The organism is Bacillus sp. C28GYM-DRY-1 (assembly GCF_030519405.1).
GTDB lineage: Bacteria > Bacillota > Bacilli > Bacillales > Bacillaceae > Bacillus > Bacillus spizizenii_A.
In genome coordinates this window covers 22,013-39,740 of sequence record NZ_JAUMKF010000014.1, presented here as the reverse complement: position 1 = coordinate 39,740, position 17,728 = coordinate 22,013, and the positions used below count along the sequence as shown (strand labels likewise).

At 43.8% G+C, this 17,728-nt stretch carries 16 protein-coding genes and 1 pseudogene; 7 read left to right on the top strand and 10 right to left on the bottom strand.

The genetic code is table 11. The features are described from left to right. Window positions 1-52 precede the first annotated feature (52 nt). Window positions 53-1,462, top strand: a complete 1,410-nt coding sequence (gene pdxR / locus Q3W56_RS14170) for a MocR-like pyridoxine biosynthesis transcription factor PdxR (RefSeq protein ID WP_019713786.1) — start codon at window positions 53-55, stop codon at window positions 1,460-1,462. 41 nt (window positions 1,463-1,503) lie between these two features. On the opposite strand, the gene Q3W56_RS14165 is transcribed toward pdxR, so the two are convergent. From Q3W56_RS14165 to citA, 4 genes are all read right to left on the bottom strand, one after another. Next, window positions 1,504-2,853, bottom strand: a complete 1,350-nt coding sequence (locus tag Q3W56_RS14165; RefSeq protein ID WP_302895932.1) for a sodium-dependent transporter — start codon at window positions 2,851-2,853, stop codon at window positions 1,504-1,506. 116 nt (window positions 2,854-2,969) lie between these two features. Beyond that, entirely contained in the window at window positions 2,970-4,367 is a 1,398-nt protein-coding gene (bcaP, locus tag Q3W56_RS14160; RefSeq protein WP_302895931.1) for a branched-chain amino acid transporter BcaP, read from the bottom strand. Between the two features lie 249 nt (window positions 4,368-4,616). Next, window positions 4,617-5,486 (bottom strand): SDR family oxidoreductase, encoded by an 870-nt coding sequence (locus Q3W56_RS14155; RefSeq protein WP_302895930.1) that lies wholly within the window; start codon window positions 5,484-5,486, stop codon window positions 4,617-4,619. Window positions 5,487-5,559: 73 nt separating this feature from the next. Further along, window positions 5,560-6,660 (bottom strand): citrate synthase CitA, encoded by a 1,101-nt coding sequence (gene citA, locus Q3W56_RS14150; RefSeq protein WP_302895929.1) that lies wholly within the window; start codon window positions 6,658-6,660, stop codon window positions 5,560-5,562. Window positions 6,661-6,768: 108 nt separating this feature from the next. Between citA and citR the strand changes: the two genes are divergently transcribed. Beyond that, entirely contained in the window at window positions 6,769-7,644 is an 876-nt protein-coding gene (citR, locus tag Q3W56_RS14145; protein ID WP_019713781.1) for a transcriptional regulator CitR, read from the top strand. A 77-nt stretch (window positions 7,645-7,721) separates the two neighbouring features. Here citR and lytE read toward each other — a convergent pair whose 3' ends face one another. After that, window positions 7,722-8,735, bottom strand: a complete 1,014-nt coding sequence (gene lytE, locus Q3W56_RS14140; RefSeq protein WP_302895928.1) for a peptidoglycan endopeptidase LytE — start codon at window positions 8,733-8,735, stop codon at window positions 7,722-7,724. A 536-nt stretch (window positions 8,736-9,271) separates the two neighbouring features. Between lytE and phoA the strand changes: the two genes are divergently transcribed. Beyond that, on the top strand, window positions 9,272-10,648 hold the full coding sequence (gene phoA / locus Q3W56_RS14135) for an alkaline phosphatase PhoA (protein ID WP_302895927.1): 1,377 nt from the start codon (window positions 9,272-9,274) through the stop codon (window positions 10,646-10,648). Window positions 10,649-10,679: 31 nt separating this feature from the next. Here phoA and spoVR read toward each other — a convergent pair whose 3' ends face one another. Then, window positions 10,680-12,086 carry a stage V sporulation protein SpoVR gene (spoVR, locus tag Q3W56_RS14130; protein WP_302895926.1) on the bottom strand — a complete coding sequence of 469 codons (1,407 nt, stop codon included), beginning with the start codon at window positions 12,084-12,086 and terminating at the stop codon, window positions 10,680-10,682. 158 nt (window positions 12,087-12,244) lie between these two features. On the opposite strand from spoVR, the pseudogene Q3W56_RS21195 reads away from it, so the two are divergent. From Q3W56_RS21195 to lytF, 3 genes and pseudogenes are all read left to right on the top strand, one after another. Continuing rightward, window positions 12,245-12,448 (top strand): annotated as a pseudogene (locus Q3W56_RS21195) (mechanosensitive ion channel); the annotation flags it as partial. Between the two features lie 96 nt (window positions 12,449-12,544). Then, window positions 12,545-12,985 (top strand): nitric oxide-sensing transcriptional repressor NsrR, encoded by a 441-nt coding sequence (gene nsrR / locus Q3W56_RS14125; RefSeq protein ID WP_019713777.1) that lies wholly within the window; start codon window positions 12,545-12,547, stop codon window positions 12,983-12,985. Window positions 12,986-13,128: 143 nt separating this feature from the next. Beyond that, window positions 13,129-14,559, top strand: coding sequence for a peptidoglycan endopeptidase LytF (gene lytF, locus Q3W56_RS14120; protein ID WP_302895925.1), 1,431 nt, complete (start codon window positions 13,129-13,131; stop codon window positions 14,557-14,559). Window positions 14,560-14,601: 42 nt separating this feature from the next. Here lytF and Q3W56_RS14115 read toward each other — a convergent pair whose 3' ends face one another. Then, a complete protein-coding gene (locus Q3W56_RS14115) occupies window positions 14,602-14,925 on the bottom strand; it encodes a YqzG/YhdC family protein (protein WP_302895924.1) in 324 nt (107 codons plus the stop codon). Between the two features lie 200 nt (window positions 14,926-15,125). Between Q3W56_RS14115 and Q3W56_RS14110 the strand changes: the two genes are divergently transcribed. Further along, window positions 15,126-15,368 carry a YhdB family protein gene (locus Q3W56_RS14110; protein WP_003224139.1) on the top strand — a complete coding sequence of 81 codons (243 nt, stop codon included), beginning with the start codon at window positions 15,126-15,128 and terminating at the stop codon, window positions 15,366-15,368. A gap of 14 nt (window positions 15,369-15,382) precedes the next feature. On the opposite strand, the gene Q3W56_RS14105 is transcribed toward Q3W56_RS14110, so the two are convergent. From Q3W56_RS14105 to Q3W56_RS14095, 3 genes are read right to left on the bottom strand one after another with little or no spacing between them, the layout of a single operon-like run. Then, window positions 15,383-15,907: an NADPH-dependent FMN reductase gene (locus tag Q3W56_RS14105; protein WP_302895923.1), complete on the bottom strand. Its 525-nt coding sequence runs from the start codon at window positions 15,905-15,907 to the stop codon at window positions 15,383-15,385. Beyond that, on the bottom strand, window positions 15,904-16,551 hold the full coding sequence (locus tag Q3W56_RS14100; RefSeq protein WP_019713773.1) for a response regulator: 648 nt from the start codon (window positions 16,549-16,551) through the stop codon (window positions 15,904-15,906). The genes Q3W56_RS14105 and Q3W56_RS14100 overlap by 4 nt, the downstream gene beginning before the upstream one ends. Next, the gene (locus tag Q3W56_RS14095) at window positions 16,548-17,690 is read right to left on the bottom strand and encodes a GAF domain-containing sensor histidine kinase (protein ID WP_302895922.1); all 1,143 of its coding nucleotides are present in this window, start codon (window positions 17,688-17,690) and stop codon (window positions 16,548-16,550) included. Before Q3W56_RS14095 ends, Q3W56_RS14100 begins: the two co-directional genes overlap by 4 nt. Window positions 17,691-17,728: the final 38 nt, after the last annotated feature.

Sequence of the window (17,728 nt, the reverse complement as noted above, 5' to 3'; positions counted from 1 at the left end):
AAATAGCCAATATTAGAAAAAATAACCATGCCAGATACAAAGGAGATATGAGATGGATATCACGCCGTTTCTTGATAAAAAAAGCAAAACACCGTTGTATGAGCAACTTTATACCTTTTTCAAACAAGAAATTTCACATGCGCGAATCACGAAGGGAACAAAACTTCCGTCAAAACGCAGCCTCTCCGGCTTGCTCGGTGTCAGTACGGCAACAATCGAACGTGCTTACGAGCAATTAACTGCTGAAGGCTATGTCAAAAGCAAGCCAAAAATCGGCTGGTTCGCGGCGGGAGTAGAAGCGGACTTCCCGGCGGCTCCTATCCATTTCTACCAGTCTATGCAGCAGGTCTTACATGAGAAAAACGCACCTTCTATTGACTTTCATCAGGGCAATGTTGATCATATCCACTTCCCCTTTAACGCCTGGAGAAAAAGTACGGCAAAAAGTCTGGAGTGCTATCCTGGATCGTTCCACACCTCTGGAGATCCACAAGGAGAACCTGAACTCAGGCACATGATTTCCCATTTCGTCAGAATGTCACGAGGTGTCAATTGTGAGCCCAGCCAGATCATCATCGGCGCAGGAACAACCGTCCTTCTGCAAATTCTCTGCCTTACGCTTGAGCCAGGAACAAAAATCGGCTTTGAAGAACCGGGCTTTCACCGTTCAAGAAGGATGTTTGAAGCAAACCACATGAATGTCATTCCGATTTGTTCTGATGAAGAAGGCGTCCTGTTGGGTGAGCTTGAACGCCAGAATCCGTATCTCGTGTATACGACTCCTTCGCATCAGTTTCCGCTCGGGACCATCATGACAATAACCCGCAGACAGGAGCTGCTGGCATGGGCGAAAGAATCAAACTCGTTCATTATAGAGGATGATTACGATGGAGAATTTCGTTACAGCGGCCATCCTATTCCCTCTTTGCAGGGTCTTGATCCAAATGGCAGAGTCATATATCTTGGCACTTTTTCAAAGTCACTGTTGCCTTCCTTGCGGCTTAGCTACATGATTTTACCCCCTGCACTCATTGAAGCGGTCAGAAAGAACGCTCAGTTAATGAAGCAAACGGTCTCTTTCCACTCGCAAATGGCACTGGCAGACTTCATCGAAAGCGGAGAGTGGCAAAAGCACGTAAATAGAATGAGAGCCTTATACCGAAAAAAACACGCTGTCCTGTTAGATGCCATACGCTCTGAACTGGGAAATAGCGTTGAGATTCTCGGTAAAAACTCCGGGCTTCACGTCCTGCTGCGGATTTTGTTTCCAGCAAGTGAAGAAGAAGCGATCAAAGCTGCCGCCGACAACGGCGTAACCATCTATCCCGTATCCCCCTCCTATAAAGGACAGCCGCCATTTGTTTCTGTCTTAATCGGCTATGGCAGTTTGTCAGAAGAGGACATCAGGCTCGGTATCGAAAAACTGAAAACGGCATGGGCACCGTTTATATCATCTTATTAAATAAAAAAACAGGCCCCGGAAGCGGAGCCTGTTTTTTAAAATCATAAAATCCCGATTAAATTTAAGAATACAATAATAATAGCTAATGGCACGATAAACCGCAGCAAATAAAACCATGTGTAAAAGAATGCTTTACCTGCATGTGATCCATTTCTCATTTCTTCCCAGAGCTCGCGCTTCGAAATTTTGAGCGGGATAAAAAGAGAAATTAACAGAGCGCCTAATGGCATTAAAACATTGCTGACGGTAAAATCGGCAATATCAAAAAACGTTTTACCAAATATGTGCACATCGCTCAGTATCCCATAAGACAAGCAGCAAGGGATTCCGACCAAAAAGATGAAAAGCCCGCTCGTCCATGACAGTTTTTTTCTCTTCTTTTCATTTCCTTTTCCAATTGTGGCGACAATAATTTCAACCATCGAAAACGCTGAGGTTAAGGCTGCAAATAAAAACGCAACGAGAAAGCCGATAAAAAACAGCGTGCCGAACGGAAGCTGTTCAAATACGGCCGGAAGCACTGTAAACAGCAGTGTCGGGCCCTCGTTTGGCTGAAAGCCGAATGAGAAAACCGCCGGAAAAATAGCCAATCCAGCCAAGAGTGTCACAATAATATTCATCACGACAATTGAGACTGCCGAACGAGGGACATTTTGTGTTTTCGGCAAGTAAGAGCTGTAAGTCACCATCACCGAAACACCCAGTGTCAACGTAAAAAAGGCCTGTCCCAGCGCAAATAATATGGATTCAGGAGTCAGCTCGCCGAAATGAGGCACAAGCAAAAATTTCACACCTTCCATCGCACCATTAAGTGTGAGAGACCGAAGAACGAGAAGAATAAACAATATAAACAAAACCGGCATGATCACCGCGCTGACCCGTTCAATCCCTTTTTGAACCCCTCTGGCGACTACTAAGACAGTCAGCACCATAAATACGAACTGAGCCGCGAGTGTCTGCACCGGGTTTTGGATAATAGAAGAAAAAAGGGTGCCATACTGCTCTTCAGAAAGTCCGGCCAGTGAACCTGATGCTGTTTTCACGATATACAGCAAAATCCATCCTCCGATTACACTGTAAAACGACAGTACTAAGAAACATGCGGCTACGCCGACCCACCCTGTAAGAAACCAAGCTGTTCGCGGCGCTTCTTTTTTATATGCATCAATGGCATTCGTCTGGTTCCGTCTTCCAAAAATAAACTCCCCCACTAAAAGCGGATAGCCTAAGAGGATGGTAAATAACACAAAGATAAGAAAAAAGGCTCCTCCTCCATTGGTCCCCGCTACATAAGGAAACTTCCAAATCGCGCCCAAGCCGATGGCCGAGCCGGCGGCTGCCATGACGAAACCGATTTTCGAAGCCCACTGGACTTGTTTTTGCTCAGACAATAAACGTCACTTCCTTTCCAGCCTATATTATCTCTTATTTTTATCTTCATTTCTATATATCAAGATCAAGAATATAAAAGAGAGCGGCCTGAATCACCGCTCTCTTTTTGAAAAGATTATTGATTTAATTTTGAATGCTTTCTTGAATACAGAAAATAGATTGCCAAACCGATTAACAGCCACACAAGGAAGCGGACAATCGTCACCCATCCAAGATTTAAAATGAGGAACAGGCAGAACAGAATCGCCAGGCCTGGAATCACTGGAACTCCCGGGCATTTAAAGGCTCTCGGAAGATCCGGCTGTTTCTTTCTCAAAACGATAACTGCCACAGAGATCAACACAAACGCTGACAGCGTCCCGATGTTTACCAGCTTTGCAAGTTCATCCAGCGGAACAAGTGAGCCGAGAAGCGCCGACATCGTTCCGAAAAACCAAGTGGCCACATAAGGTGTTTTGTGCTTTGGATGCACCTTAGAAAGGGAGCCGGGCACCAGTCCGTCACGTGACATGGAAAACATGACGCGTGTCTGTCCATAAAGCATTACGAGCATAACTGTTGTCATTCCCAAAACAGCGCCAATATCAATAATGCCTGCGACCCAGTTTTGCCCGGCGCTTTGAAGAACAAGAGAAACCGGATGAGCCACACCCGCAAACTCAGCAAATGGGATTACCCCTGTCATAACCGCTGATACGGTGACATATAAAGTGGTGCAAACCAATAAAGAGAATAGAATGCCTTTAGGCAGATCCTTCGCAGGATTTTTCGTCTCTTCTGCTGCAGAGGATACAGCGTCAAACCCAATAAATGCAAAGAATACGAGCGCCGCTGCACTGAATACGCCGCCAACGCCCATCGGCATAAACGGCTGCCAATTATGCCGCTTCACGTAAACGGCTGCCACCGCGATAAACAGCAGAACGACCAGCACTTTCAAGATCACCATGATGTTGTTGACTCTTTTGGATTCTTTAATGCCTAAATAAAGCAAAAACGTTATCGCCATGACAATCACGAATGCAGGCAGATTAAAAATGGTAAAGGTGCCTTCCACCGCTCCCGGTGCCGCGGTTAAAGCAACCGGTAGATGAATGCCGAGCCCTGATAAAAACGATTGGAAATAACCAGACCAGCCGACTGATACTGCACTTACCGCCAGCATGTATTCCAAAATTAAATCCCACCCGATAATAAAGGCCATAAGCTCTCCCAATGTCGCATAAGTGAATGTATACACCGAGCCTGAAACAGGCACACTTGAAGCAAATTCTGCGTAAGACAGCGCGGCGAATAAACAAGCCAGCGCCGCCACAACAAATGAAATGGTCAGCCCGGGACCTGCCGTGACTGCACCTGTACCTGTCAGCACAAAAATCCCTGTGCCAATAATGGCTCCAATTCCAAGCAATGTTAAATCGAAAGCCCCTAATTCTCTTTTTAAAGATTTTTCACCGCTCGTCGCAGCAAGTAAATCCTGAATGCTTTTCTTCCTAAATACGCTCCCTTTCATTCCCCTTCAACTCCTAGACTCATTATCTATTCCTCATCTATTTTATTTGAATTTTCTGAATTCATGTGCGACAATGGTCATTTTTCTTTTTTTCTACTCTATTTGTACCGGTGGCGATTCATCCCTTTCTCCTATTCAATAGTATATATAAAATCAAAAATTGAAAACAAAGTTGTTAGAAAAATCGACGAGTTTTTTACTTTTAGATTTTTTATCAAAAAAACCAGCCCTCGGCTGGTTTTTCGTTAATTATGTTGAAATAAAACGTCCGCCATTCACATGAATGGTTTGACCTGTCATATAGGAAGATTCGTCAGACGCCAGCAGGACATAGGCACCTGCATGCTCAACCGGCTGTCCCGGTCTTCCCATTGGTGTATCCAAACCGTGCTGTTTCACTTTTTCCTCAGGGAATGTCGCCGGAATGAGCGGTGTCCAAATCGGGCCGGGCGCCACCGCATTTACTCTGATGCCTTTATCCGCAAGCGACATCGCCATAGATCGCGTAAAGGAGACAATCGCACCTTTCGTGCTGGAGTAATCAATTAATGCCGTGTCCCCTTCGTAAGCGGTAATCGATGTCGTATTAATAATAGCACTCCCCTCTTTCAAGTGAGGCAACGCTTTCTTCGTCATATGAAACATGGAAAAAATGTTTGAACGAAATGTTTTTTCCAGCTGGTCTGTTGAAATATTGAGAATACTGTCCTGCGGGTGCTGTTCAGCGGCATTGTTCACCAAAATATCAAGTTTGCCAAAATGGTCTACGGTTTGCTGCACAGCTTGTTCACAATGGTTTTCGTCACCCACATCTCCCGGAATAAGCAGGCAACGGACATTTTCCTTTTCGATCCGTTTACGCGTTTCCTCTGCGTCCGAGTGCTCATCTAAGTAAAGAATGGAGACATCAGCCCCTTCTTTAGCAAACGCAATAGCAACTGCTCTCCCTATTCCGCTGTCGCCCCCGGTAATGATGGCGACTTTTCCTTTCAGCCTTCCGCTTCCTTGATAATCCTCGTCCTCTGACAGAGGACGAGGATTCATTTCAGACTCAATGCCCGGCTGTCTGTTCTGATGCTGCGGGGCTTGTCCTTCTGTTTGTCTGTCCATTGGGTTCATATTCATCACTCCTACACATGTGGTTGATACTGAACGTTACCACGCCATAGAAGCGAATAAACGACAAAATAGGTTATGAAAGAACTTCTTCAGGAATGAAGCCTGTATATTTTGCTGATGGACGGAAAATCATGTTGTTTTCAGCCTGCTCCAACACATGGGCGCACCACCCTACCATTCTGCTTGCTGAAAAGGTCGGTGTAAACAATTCATCGTCAAAATCGATCGCCTTCATGACAGCCGCCGCATAAAATTCAACATTTGTATAAAGCTTGCGTCCCGGTTTGTAGATTTCAAGCAACCGAATCGCTTCTGCTTCTACATGCAGCGCAAGATCAAGATCGCGGTCATTGCCAGCCACCTCTTCTGCTTTCTGTCGCAAAGCTTCGGCCCGCGGGTCCTTCGTCTTGTACACCCTATGGCCAAATCCCATCAGGCGCTCTCCTTTTTCGAGTTTTTCTGACAGATATGCTTCAGCATTTTCTTTTTCTCCAATGTCTTCAAGCATTTTTGTCACCGCAGAAGGAGCGCCTCCGTGCAGCGGGCCTTTCATCGTGCCAAGAGCAGCAGTGACAGCAGACACTATATCACTCTCTGTCGATAATGTGACCCGTGCCGAAAAAGTGGATGCGTTCATGCCGTGCTCCATGGCCAGAATCATATAAGTTTCAAGCGCTTTCTTTTTTGCCTCTGAAGGCTGTTCACCTGTGAGCATATAATAGTAGTTTTCGACATGTCCGTACTGGGAAGATGGCGCAATTGCCTGTTCACCGCGCGTCCATTGTTTTCTGTACGCAATGATGGAAGGCGTGATTGCAATCAGCCGAAGCGCTTCTTCTGTTTTTGGATGGAATGTGTACGCATTTTCTCCCAAAGCTGAAACAACCGTTCTCAGTACCGACATGTCGTCCATGTTGTTTGGCAATGACTGAATCAAGCGCTCGATGTATTTGGGCAGATGCCGCTCCGCAGCCAGCTTATTTTCAAATGTCTGCAATTCTTCAGTTGATGGCAGCTTACCAAATAAAATCAAATAAGCGGCTTCCTCAAAGCTGTAATTCAAAGCAATGTCTTTTGCATGATGGCCTCTGTAAATCAGACGGCCTTTTTCGCCATCAATATGGCTGATAGATGTTTCCACACATGTAATTCCCTTTAATCCGTAATGTACCATTTGTATTCCCCCTATCCTTTTCTGTTATTATAGTAAATATAATATTTAAAAAATAATGAATATTTTAAAGCAAATTAATTAAAAATATTAATCAGAGGGAGAATAGAAATGGATTTCAAATGGCTTCACACTTTTGTGACCGCTGCGAAATATGAAAACTTCCGAAAAACAGCGGAAACGCTTTTTTTATCTCAACCCACTGTGACTGTGCATATCAAGCAATTAGAAAAAGAAATCAGCTGCAAGCTGTTCGAGCGAAAAGGCAGGCAGATTCAACTGACTGATGAAGGCAGGGCTTATTTGCCGTACGCGCTCCGGCTACTTGATGATTACGAAAACAGCATGGCAGAGCTTCATAGAGTGAGACAAGGCTACTCTCAAACCTTACAGCTCGCGGTCTCTCCGCTAATCGCAGATACTGTGCTCCCTTCTGTCATGAAGCGGTACACAGCGATAAATACGGAAACAGAAATGGCAGTTACAATTTTCGAATCGGCAGAAATTGCGTCACTGATTAAAGCCGGGGAAGCAGATATCGGTCTGAGCTGTTTAAAAGTACAGTCTTCCTCTTTAACCTGCCACTGCTTATATAAAGACCCTGTTGTCCTTGTTGCTCCGCCCGATCAGCGGTTTTTAGATGACAAAGAAATTGATGCCAAAGAGGTGCTCGAGCAGTACCTGCTTTTGACCCACAATCACCCTGATTACTGGGACGACTTGCTCCGTCAAGTCAGAGTGGCATTTCCATTTGTAAGAACAATGAAAGTCACACAAACACATATAACGAAACGGTTTATCAAGGAAGGACTCGGAGTTTCATTTCTGCCCTTATCTACAGTAAAGCGCGAATTGGCAGAAAAACAGATGATCAGAATCCCTTATCAATCTGTACAGCTGCCCTATGCCGGCGCTTACGCAATCGCCCTTTATGAAAATAAGAAAGAAAAAAAATTTTTGGATTTTTTATCACATTTTCATTTTTAGGAGCAACCTAAACGGATCTGCTCCGTCTAATGAAAAAAACCCGTTCCAATGAACGGGTTTCCTTGAAAATTAGAAAATTAGAATCTTTTCGCACCGAGGTAGCGAGGCTTCCAGTAGCTGTTGTCCAGGCTGCTGATTTGTACGCCGTCAGAACCTGCATGTACGAAACTGTTGTTTCCGACATAAATTCCCATGTGGGAAGGGCCGGATTTATAAGTTGTGAAGAAAACAAAATCTCCGACAGACGGGCTGGAAATGCTCTTCATAGAACTCCAGTATCCCGCAGTGCTTGTTCTGCCCACGTTTGTTTGCTTATTCAGTACGTACCAGATGAATCCGCTGCAGTCAAAGCCGGAAGTTGTCGTTCCGCCCCATTTGTATGGCGTTCCGATTAACGCTTTGGCATCAGAAACCAGCTTGTTCACATTAAGTGATGTGGTAGATGATGGTTTGCTGCTTGAAGATGCTGAAGAGCTGGAAGAAGCAGGTTTTGAGCTTGTGCTTGTGCTTGTTCCTTTTACTTTCAACACTTGGTTGACATAGATTACATCTGATTTTAAGCCGTTTAAGCTTTTTAATTTGCTAACGGTCGTGCCGTATTGCTTTGCGATTTTAGACAGACTGTCCCCGCGCTTCACTTTATAAGTTGAACTTGATGATGTTGATACGCTTGATGAGCTTGAGCTGCTTGAACTTGCTGAACCTTTCAGTTTCAGCACTTGTCCGATACGAAGCAAGTCTGACTTTAAGCCATTCAGTTTTTTCAGTTCACTGACCGTCATGCCGTATTTTTTCGAAATTTTCCAAAGGCTGTCCCCGCTCTTTACTGTGTATGTAGAAGAGGATGAAGAACTGCTGCTATTTGAACTTGTAGATTTGCCGTTAATTGATAAAGTCTGCCCTACATAAATAATGTCTGAACGAAGGTTGTTCTCTGATTTTATTTTACTGATCGTAGTGTCATATTTTCTCGAAAGATCCCATAAAGTGTCGCCTTTTTTCACCTTGATGCTTTGTGCAGATGCCGCTCCTGCAAATAATGTTGATCCTAAAACAACTGCTGTCGTAGCTGTAATGATTTGCTTTTTCATATTCTTCCTCCCAAAATTTTATATCTATATATGTATCTCTTTTTTAAATTAATCTTATTGTTTTCTATTATAAGGATAGATTCCCAATATAAATAGTCTTGACTTCATACGACAAATTACTTAATTATTCGTTCTTAAAAAAAGTTTTTAAGGGTATAAAATATTTCATTTTCGTTTCAAAGGTGACAAAAAATGAGTGCTTTTGTCATGTTTCGTGGGAGGTTTTTCAATAAAAAGGAAGCAAATGAAAAACTTTCGGGGTCAACTCACTTATTGCAGAATTGTGTGATAAAGAATATACGAGGAAAGCTGCGGTTATCCGCAGTTTTTTTATTTAAACAAACATATCATGCAAGGACAAATCAGGTAAAGATCTTTCTGAAAAATGAATGCTTTGAACCAACTAAGGCAAAATAACGAAACGACGTTTTTCATTTCCTTACAATGCTTTACTTAATGTTTACACGATCAACAGCCGCATTTAACAAAATTTCCCTAACATGATAAGCAGAATACTTTAAAGGAGGCATGCAAAAATGAATTTGTTTCAAACCATGAAGTCAAAACTTTTGCCAATTGCCGCTGTTTCTGTCCTTACAGCTGGGATCTTTGCCGGAGCCGAGCTGCAGCAAACTGAAACGGCAAGCGCCAAAAAACAAGACAAAGCCGAGATCAGAAATGTCATTGTGATGATCGGAGACGGAATGGGAACTCCTTACATAAACGCCTACCGTTCCCTGAAAAATAACGGCGAAACACCGAATAACCCGAAGTTAACTGAGTTTGATCGGAACCTGACGGGGATGATGATGACGCACCCGGATGACCCTGACTATAATATTACAGATTCAGCAGCTGCCGGAACAGCATTAGCGACGGGCGTTAAGACATACAACAATGCAATTGGCGTCGATAAAAACGGGAAAAGAGTAAAATCTGTACTTGAAGAGGCCAAACAGCAAGGCAAGTCAACAGGGCTTGTCGCAACGTCTGAAATTAACCACGCCACTCCAGCCGCATATGGCGCCCACAATGAATCACGGAAAAACATGGATCAAATCGCCAACAGCTATATGGATGACAAAATAAAAGGTAAACAAAAAATAGACGTTCTGCTTGGCGGCGGAAAATCGTATTTTAACCGCAAAGACAGAAATTTGACGAAGGAATTCAAACAAGCAGGCTACAGCTATGTAACAACAAAACAAGAACTGAAGAAAAATAAAGATCAGCAGGTGCTTGGGCTTTTTGCAGACGAAGGGCTTGCAAAAGCGCTCGACCGTGACAGCAAAACACCATCTCTCAAAGACATGACGGTTTCAGCAATTGACCGCCTGAACCAAAATAAAAAAGGATTTTTCTTGATGGTTGAAGGCAGCCAAATTGACTGGGCGGCCCATGACAATGACACAGTAGGAGCCATGAGCGAGGTTAAAGATTTTGAACAGGCCTATAAAGCCGCGATTGATTTTGCGAAAAAAGATAAACATACACTTGTCATTGCAACTGCTGACCATACAACCGGCGGCTTTGCCATTGGCGCAAACGGCAAAAAGAATTGGCACGCGGAGCCGATTCTCTCCGCGAAAAAAACGCCCGAATTTATGGCCAAAAAAATCAGTGAGGGCAAACCGGTCAAAGATGTGCTCTCCCGCTATACAAATCTGAAATTTACATCAGAAGAAATCAAAAGTGTTGAAGCCGCTGCACAGGCTGACGAAAGCAAAGGCGCCTACAAAGCCATCATCAAGATTTTTAACACACGATCTAACAGCGGCTGGACGAGTACCGATCATACCGGCGAAGAAGTGCCAGTATACGCGTATGGCCCCGGAAAAGAAAAGTTCCGCGGACTGATTAACAATACCGATCAGGCAAACATCATATTTAAGATTTTAAAAACAGGAAAATAAAGAGGATGCAGAACGCTGCATCCTCTTTTTTTTATAAATACCTGCGGTGAACACCTTTTCCGTCGTACGAAAACATGACTTCCTTCCCCTCAAGCACAGATTCAATGTGTACGCTTCTTCCCCATAGCTGAAATAAATACGGAAGCACCTTCTCCAAATATTTCAAGTCCAGTTCTATGCCTTCATACCAATGCTTTATATAGAGCTCGTTATTTTTCATGTAATCGCCGTCGTTTACTGTCAAATATGGAAACCCGCCGTTTACCCGCATGCTCACGAGCTGGTCGCGCACAGCCTCCCACTCTTTATCGACGATTTTATAATCTCTGCCCTGCTTTTGAAACAGATAAAGATCCTCGCGCATCACTAAGTCTTTTGTTAAGTAATTGCGGATGAATGAGATATCTGATTCAATCTCTCTGACTTCAAACATTTTTTCCCGGCCCGCGTTCGGCTTGACGCCCATTTTCTTCATTTCTTCCGTCGGGTTGTTGTACCGATCCTCAATGTCTTCAAATATTTTCAGCCCTAAATAATAAGGATTGATTCCCGTTTTTGACGGCTGGACAACCCCGGCATTCAGCTTGGCGAACTCTATCGCTTCATCAGAGGTTAAATCAAGCTCCCGGATAATTCTTTGATGCCAGTATGAAGCCCATCCTTCATTCATAATCTTCGTTTCCAGCTGAGGCCAGAAATAAAGCATTTCTTCTCTCATCATCGTCAAAATATCACGCTGCCACGGCTCAAGTTCCCTTGAATGCTCCTCAATAAAAAGCAGAATATCTTTTTCGGGCCGAGGCGGGAAAGGTTTTTTTGATTTTTTAAATTGTTTTCTCGGTTTCTTCTCATCTAAATTCCATAGATCATCGTACGGCGTAGCCATTTCCTCACACTCTTCTTCCTCATCATCCACACTCCACTGGAGCTTCGGACGCACCAAAGACGGATCGATATGCTCCTGGATTGAAAGAATTGCGTCTAAAAAGGCCTCTACCTCCTGTATTCCATGAATGCGTTCATAATGCTTAATCCGCTCCGCCGTGGCTGCCATGCTTTCCACCATGTCGCGCTTCGTGTTTTGGAATCGGCAGTTGTTTTTGAAAAAATCACAATGGGCCAGAACGTGAGCGACAATCAATTTATTTTGGATCAGTGAGTTGCTGTCAAGCAAAAAGGCGTAGCATGGATCTGAATTAATGACCAGCTCATAAATCTTGCTTAATCCAAGATCATAATGCAGCTTCATTTTGTGAAACTGCTTGCCAAAGCTCCAGTGGCTGAATCTTGTCGGCATCCCGTACGCGCCGAATGTATAAATAATTTCAGCCGGGCAGATTTCATATCTCATTGGGTAGAAATCAAGGCCGAATCCTTTTGCAATTTCGGTAATTTCCTCAATTGCCCGCTGTAATCCCTTCTTCTCATCCGCGTTCAACCGAATCCCCCCTACTTGAACTTATCTATAATGTATGAGCCCGCCTGACAAAAGATGATAACCCCGCTTGGGCAAGAAGAAATTCGATTTAGCTGTTTGCTGATTGTGGCAGAGCGATACCCATTTAATGTAGCGGACATGCTTTCTTCCTCAGTAAGCTGCCAAACTTATTTGCTTTACTCGTCTTTTAGACGGATGGGCTCTTGCTAAAATCAAATTGTTTACAAAGGGCTCAGAATAACAAAAATCGACAACAAGCGCTTTGCTGGGAAAAAGCCATCACGCTATTCTCCAGATAAATTCATATCATTCTATTATTTTAAATTCCAAAAACAGTGGCGTCACCGTTTGTCAGTATGCTAAAAAGGCGCGTTTTTTTGTGGGAAATTCCTTTTTTTTCATTTTTCAATTGATTATGATAAGATATAGAAAATGTCTTATTAAGAGGTCTTATTATTATGAAGTTAACAAATTATACAGATTACTCATTAAGAGTGTTGATTTTTCTGGCTTCAAAGCGTCACGAAGAACTATCAAATATAAAACAGATTGCCGAAACGTATGCTATCTCAAAAAACCATCTCATGAAAGTGATATACAGGCTCGGCCAGCTTGGCTACGTAGAAACAATACGCGGACGAGGCGGCGGTATCCGCTTAGGCATGGAACCTGAAGACATCAACATCGGTGAGGTTGTCAGAAAAACGGAAGACGATTTTAATATTGTGGAATGTTTTGATGCAAACAAGAATCTCTGTGTGATTTCCCCGGTGTGCGGCTTAAAACATGTGCTTAACGAAGCGCTTATGGCCTATCTTGCTGTTTTGGACAACTACACTCTGCGTGACCTTGTCAAAAACCAAGAAGACATCATGAAGCTTTTAAGAATGAAGGAATAGATATGATTCCTTCTTTTTTATGTCTTTTTTCCCCCTTTTTTCTGAGATAATATGGCTGTTTTTCAAAAAAGGCAAAACGATGGGGCGAACTTGCCGATATAATAAAGAAACAGCAAAATCATTGGGGAAAAAGGAGAGCTCAGATGAAAAAGAAATTAGCAGCAGGGCTGACAGCATCTGCAATTGTCAGTACAACTTTAGCAGTGACACCAGCTGAAGCAGCAACAATTAAGGTCAAAAGTGGAGATTCTTTATGGAAACTGGCCCAAAACTACAACACAAGTGTGGCGGCGATCACATCCGCCAACCATCTTTCGACTACCGTTCTATCTATCGGCCAGACGCTTACGATACCGGGAAGCAATACAGGCAACTCATCTACTTCAAGCTCAACAACCAAGAAGAGTGGAAGTTCTGTTTACACAGTGAAAAGCGGAGATTCTCTTTGGCTGATTGCAAATGAATATAAAATGACGGTGCAGGAGCTGAAAAAATTAAACGGACTAAGCAGCGACATGATTCGTGCAGGTCAGAAATTAAAGGTAGCCGGTACGGTTTCTTCAAGCTCCAGCGCTAGTTCCAGTACAAAAAACAGTTCCAATAAGAGCTCAAGCTCTTCATCTTCTACCGGAACATACAAGGTGCAGCTTGGAGATTCGCTTTGGAAAATTGCAAACAAAGTCAATATGTCCGTCGCTGAATTGAAAGTCTTGAACAACTTAAAATCGGACACCATTTATGTAAATCAAATATTGAAAACAAAATCAAGCGGCTCTAATACGTCATCCAAAGACACTTCATCCAATTCGAGCCACACTTCAGCAACAAAGACTTATACTGTAAAAAGCGGAGATTCACTTTGGAAAATTGCAAACAACTATAATCTGACTGTACAGCAAATCCGAAACAGCAACAATCTAAAATCAGACATGCTGTACGTCGGACAAGTGCTGAAGCTGACAGATCAAGCATCTACAGGCACTTCACCATCATCGTCCTCTTCGTCAAATGCCAGCTCAAGCACGACGACTACATACACGGTGAAAAGCGGCGATTCCCTATGGGTGATTGCACAAAAGTTTAATGTGACAGCTCAGCAGATTCGGGAGAAAAACAATTTAAAAACTGATGTCTTGCAGATTGGCCAAAAGCTGGTCATTACCGGAAAAGCTTCATCTTCTTCATCCGGTTCTTCAAGCAACACCAGCTCAACAAGCGCGAAGATTAACACAATGATTGCCGCCGCTAAAGAGCAGCTTGGGGTTCCATATCGCTGGGGGGGCACAACACCGGCCGGGTTTGACTGCAGCGGATTCATTTACTATGCACTGAACAAAGTCACATCCGTATCTAGATTAACGGCAGCCGGATATTGGAACACAATGAAATCAGTCAGCCAGCCTGCTGTCGGAGACTTCGTTTTCTTTACAACATATAAAGCAGGCCCTTCCCACGTCGGAATTTATCTTGGAAACGGGGAATTCATTAATGCCAACGATTCCGGAGTCGTCATTTCCAGTATGAACAACTCTTACTGGAAACAGCGCTATCTTGGTGCAAAACGATATTTCTAAAAAACAAAACTGTATGGCCTGAGCGGCTGTACAGTTTTTTGATTAGAGCCTGAAGACGTTGATGCTGATCATATGCTTTGTCACCGGGTGAAAATAGACTTCGGCCCGAACAGAAAAAGTATCAGCTTTCTGTTTGACCGTCACCCGAAAAACATCTTTCGTCTGCTCATCATTCACCTTGGTCCGCCCCATGTAATCGTAATCAGAAAATGAAGCGTCCTTATATTCATCCTGAATTTTGCTCCAGGCGAGCTGTTCCCACTTTTGAACGGACTCGTCTGTGTCCGCTGAATGCCCTTTTGCAGCCATTGACATGATGATTAATCCGCAAAAAAGAAGAGCAATGGTATACGGCAGAGATTTCATGTTTTCAGTCTCCTGTACCCAGATTATGTTCTCTCATAGGTTTTCCAAAAGCGACGGCTTCATTCAGGCATTTTGATTTTATGTCTCCCTCATATTACTATCCCTGTACTGCCGCAGACGCCAAGTTTTGCCCCGTCAATAACCTGGGATGCGGCATAAACTAATCATGAACTTCTCACACAAGAAAGGAGAAGCGATTCATGGATTATGCCGATTACGATAAAGCGCTGTATTACACCCATCGTTCTCAATGGGATAATTTATTAATTTTAATGGTGCGTACAGAGGATGATTTGTTATCAAAACGAATCGAACATTTTCTGCATGCGTATCATTTTGAACAGGATTACGCGGTTCTTGAAAAGATGCTGTACTCCCTTCTTCGTTATATTGATCATGCCACAGAGCTGACTTATGAAGATCAATTAGCCTTGCTCACATAAACAAATCCCGGCGTTCAGACGCCGGGATTTCCTGCTTTTGCAAACTGGCCGAGTTCTTCGACAAGCTCTTTTATGCTGGCCTTTATATTTTCCGTCACTGTTGCATTTTCAATATCAATGTCCACCGGATCAAGCACGAGCTGCTTCGGAATGACATTGGCGTAGACACCCCGCATCACCGTTCTCATATTGTTTAGCGCGTTGATGCCGCCTTTTCCGCCTCCCGCCACTGCCAATAATGCCACGGGCTTATATTTAAATTGTTCGCTGCTTAGAAAATCAAGCGCATTCTTTAAAGCGCCGCTCATGCCGCTGTGATATTCAGGAGATAATAAGACAATTGCATCTGCTTTAGCGACGCGCTGCCTAAGCTCCTGTACCTGCAAAAGTTCGGATTGCTCCGCTTCACCGTTAAAAATCGGCAATATAAACTCGCTTAGGTCAATTAAGTCCGTATGATACAACGCTGAAATATAGGATGAGGCAATTCTCGTTCTTCCATGTTTTCTAGGCGTACCGTTTATGACTAACATGTTCATTTCGTGATCTCTCCATTCAGGTTATATTTCACTGCGAAAAGCGCTGCTTGCGTGCGATCGGCCACTTCAAGCTTCGCTAAAAGATTTGACACATGGGTTTTCACTGTTTTTTCTGATATAAACAAAGCTGCCGCGATTTCTTTATTGCTTTTCCCGTTCGCAATTTCGTTTAGAACGTCCTTTTCCCTGCGTGTTAATTGATAAAATTTTTCTTTTTCCGGATCATGCTGATTTTTCATATGTGTCAGCACATGGGGCATAATAGCTGAAGAAAGCTTGTATTGGCCGGCATGCACTTGTCTTAGTGTTTTCACCAATTCCTCGGGCTCCGTATCCTTTAATTGATACGCCTTCGCACCTGCCTGAAGCGCGGGGATGACGTGCTCCTGATCGGAGTAGCTGGTCAGCACAATGATATTGATCCCCGGAAATTGCTTTACTGCTTTTTTTATCGCTTGAATGCCGTCCATCTCAGGCATAGACAGATCCATCAGCACAAGATCAGGTTTTGTCTCTTCGATGACACGAAGAGCCTCTGCTCCGGTTGCCGCCTCGCCAACAACTTCAATATCACCCTGGGTGGCAAAGAAAAAACGAAGCCCCTTTCTGACAACATGGTGGTCATCCGCAATTACAATCTTCATTGCACTGTCCTTCCTTTCCGATTGGTAAGCGGAAGCCTAATGGACAGATTTGTCCCCGCTCCAAGTTCTGACTCAATCAAAAACTCCGCGCCGGCTTTTTCCGCCCGTTCTTTCATCCCCTTGATGCCGAGTGTAGGCAGACCTTCATGTGCTTCATAGCAAAACCCTGCCCCATGGTCGATGATACACAGCTCCGCATGGCACGAAGAAGCAGTCAGACTGACATACACCGTATCAGTTCCGGCGTGCTTTTTACAGTTATTTAAAGCTTCCTGAACAACACGCCACAGCATATGCTCCTGCTCATCAGTAAGAATAGGACAGCCTTGTTGTGTAAAAATGACATTCAATCCAATCAGCGCGCCATAGCTTTTAATGGCTTCAGACAGCCCTTTTTCCAATCCTCCGGGGCGAAGCTGCCAAATTAACGCTTTCATTTCTGCGAGCGCGTCCTGTGATAGGTTTTGAATGAATTCAATCATCTGCTGCAAATTCTCATCTTTTGTCAGTGTCTTTGCCGCTCTGGCTGTTAAACTGACGGAAAACAGCATTTGATTGACAGAATCGTGAAGCTCCTGGGCGAGGCGGTTGCGCTCCATTAAAAGAGCATTTTTTTGTTTATATTCAGAAAGCTTTATACGCTGAATCGCCGTTCCGATCTGAAAGGCGACAGATTCCAGTAAATGCAGCTCTTCCTCATCAAACATGGTTTTTCCGGCTGCCGCTACATTTAACAACCCGAATCTCCTGTCCCCGCCTTCTAAGGGCACAGTTGCATGATGCGTAATCCCTTCTGTGTCAAAACATTGCAGTTCCTTAGCTGATTCTATGCGCTTGCAGTTCATTATATTAGCCGCCCTTCTAAGCCCTCCGTTATTGAATTTTGTCAGGCAGTAGCACTCCCCTTCGCACATCAGCACTTTTTCCTTACTGCTTAAAGCCGGGGGCAGATAAGCGTCGGCTGCTAACGTATAGGACCCGTCTTCTTCGATCAGAAAAATCCAGCCGGATTGAAGGTTCGTCAGACTCAGCAATTCTTTTAATACCTCATCCAGTGTTGCTTTGACATCGTGCCCTTGGTTTAAGGTTTCGGCAATTGTTTTCAGCGTTTTTAATTTTTCCATCCTCGTTTTGGTCACGTTTCTCACTCCGGCATTGGTCTTGTTATTTAAGATTA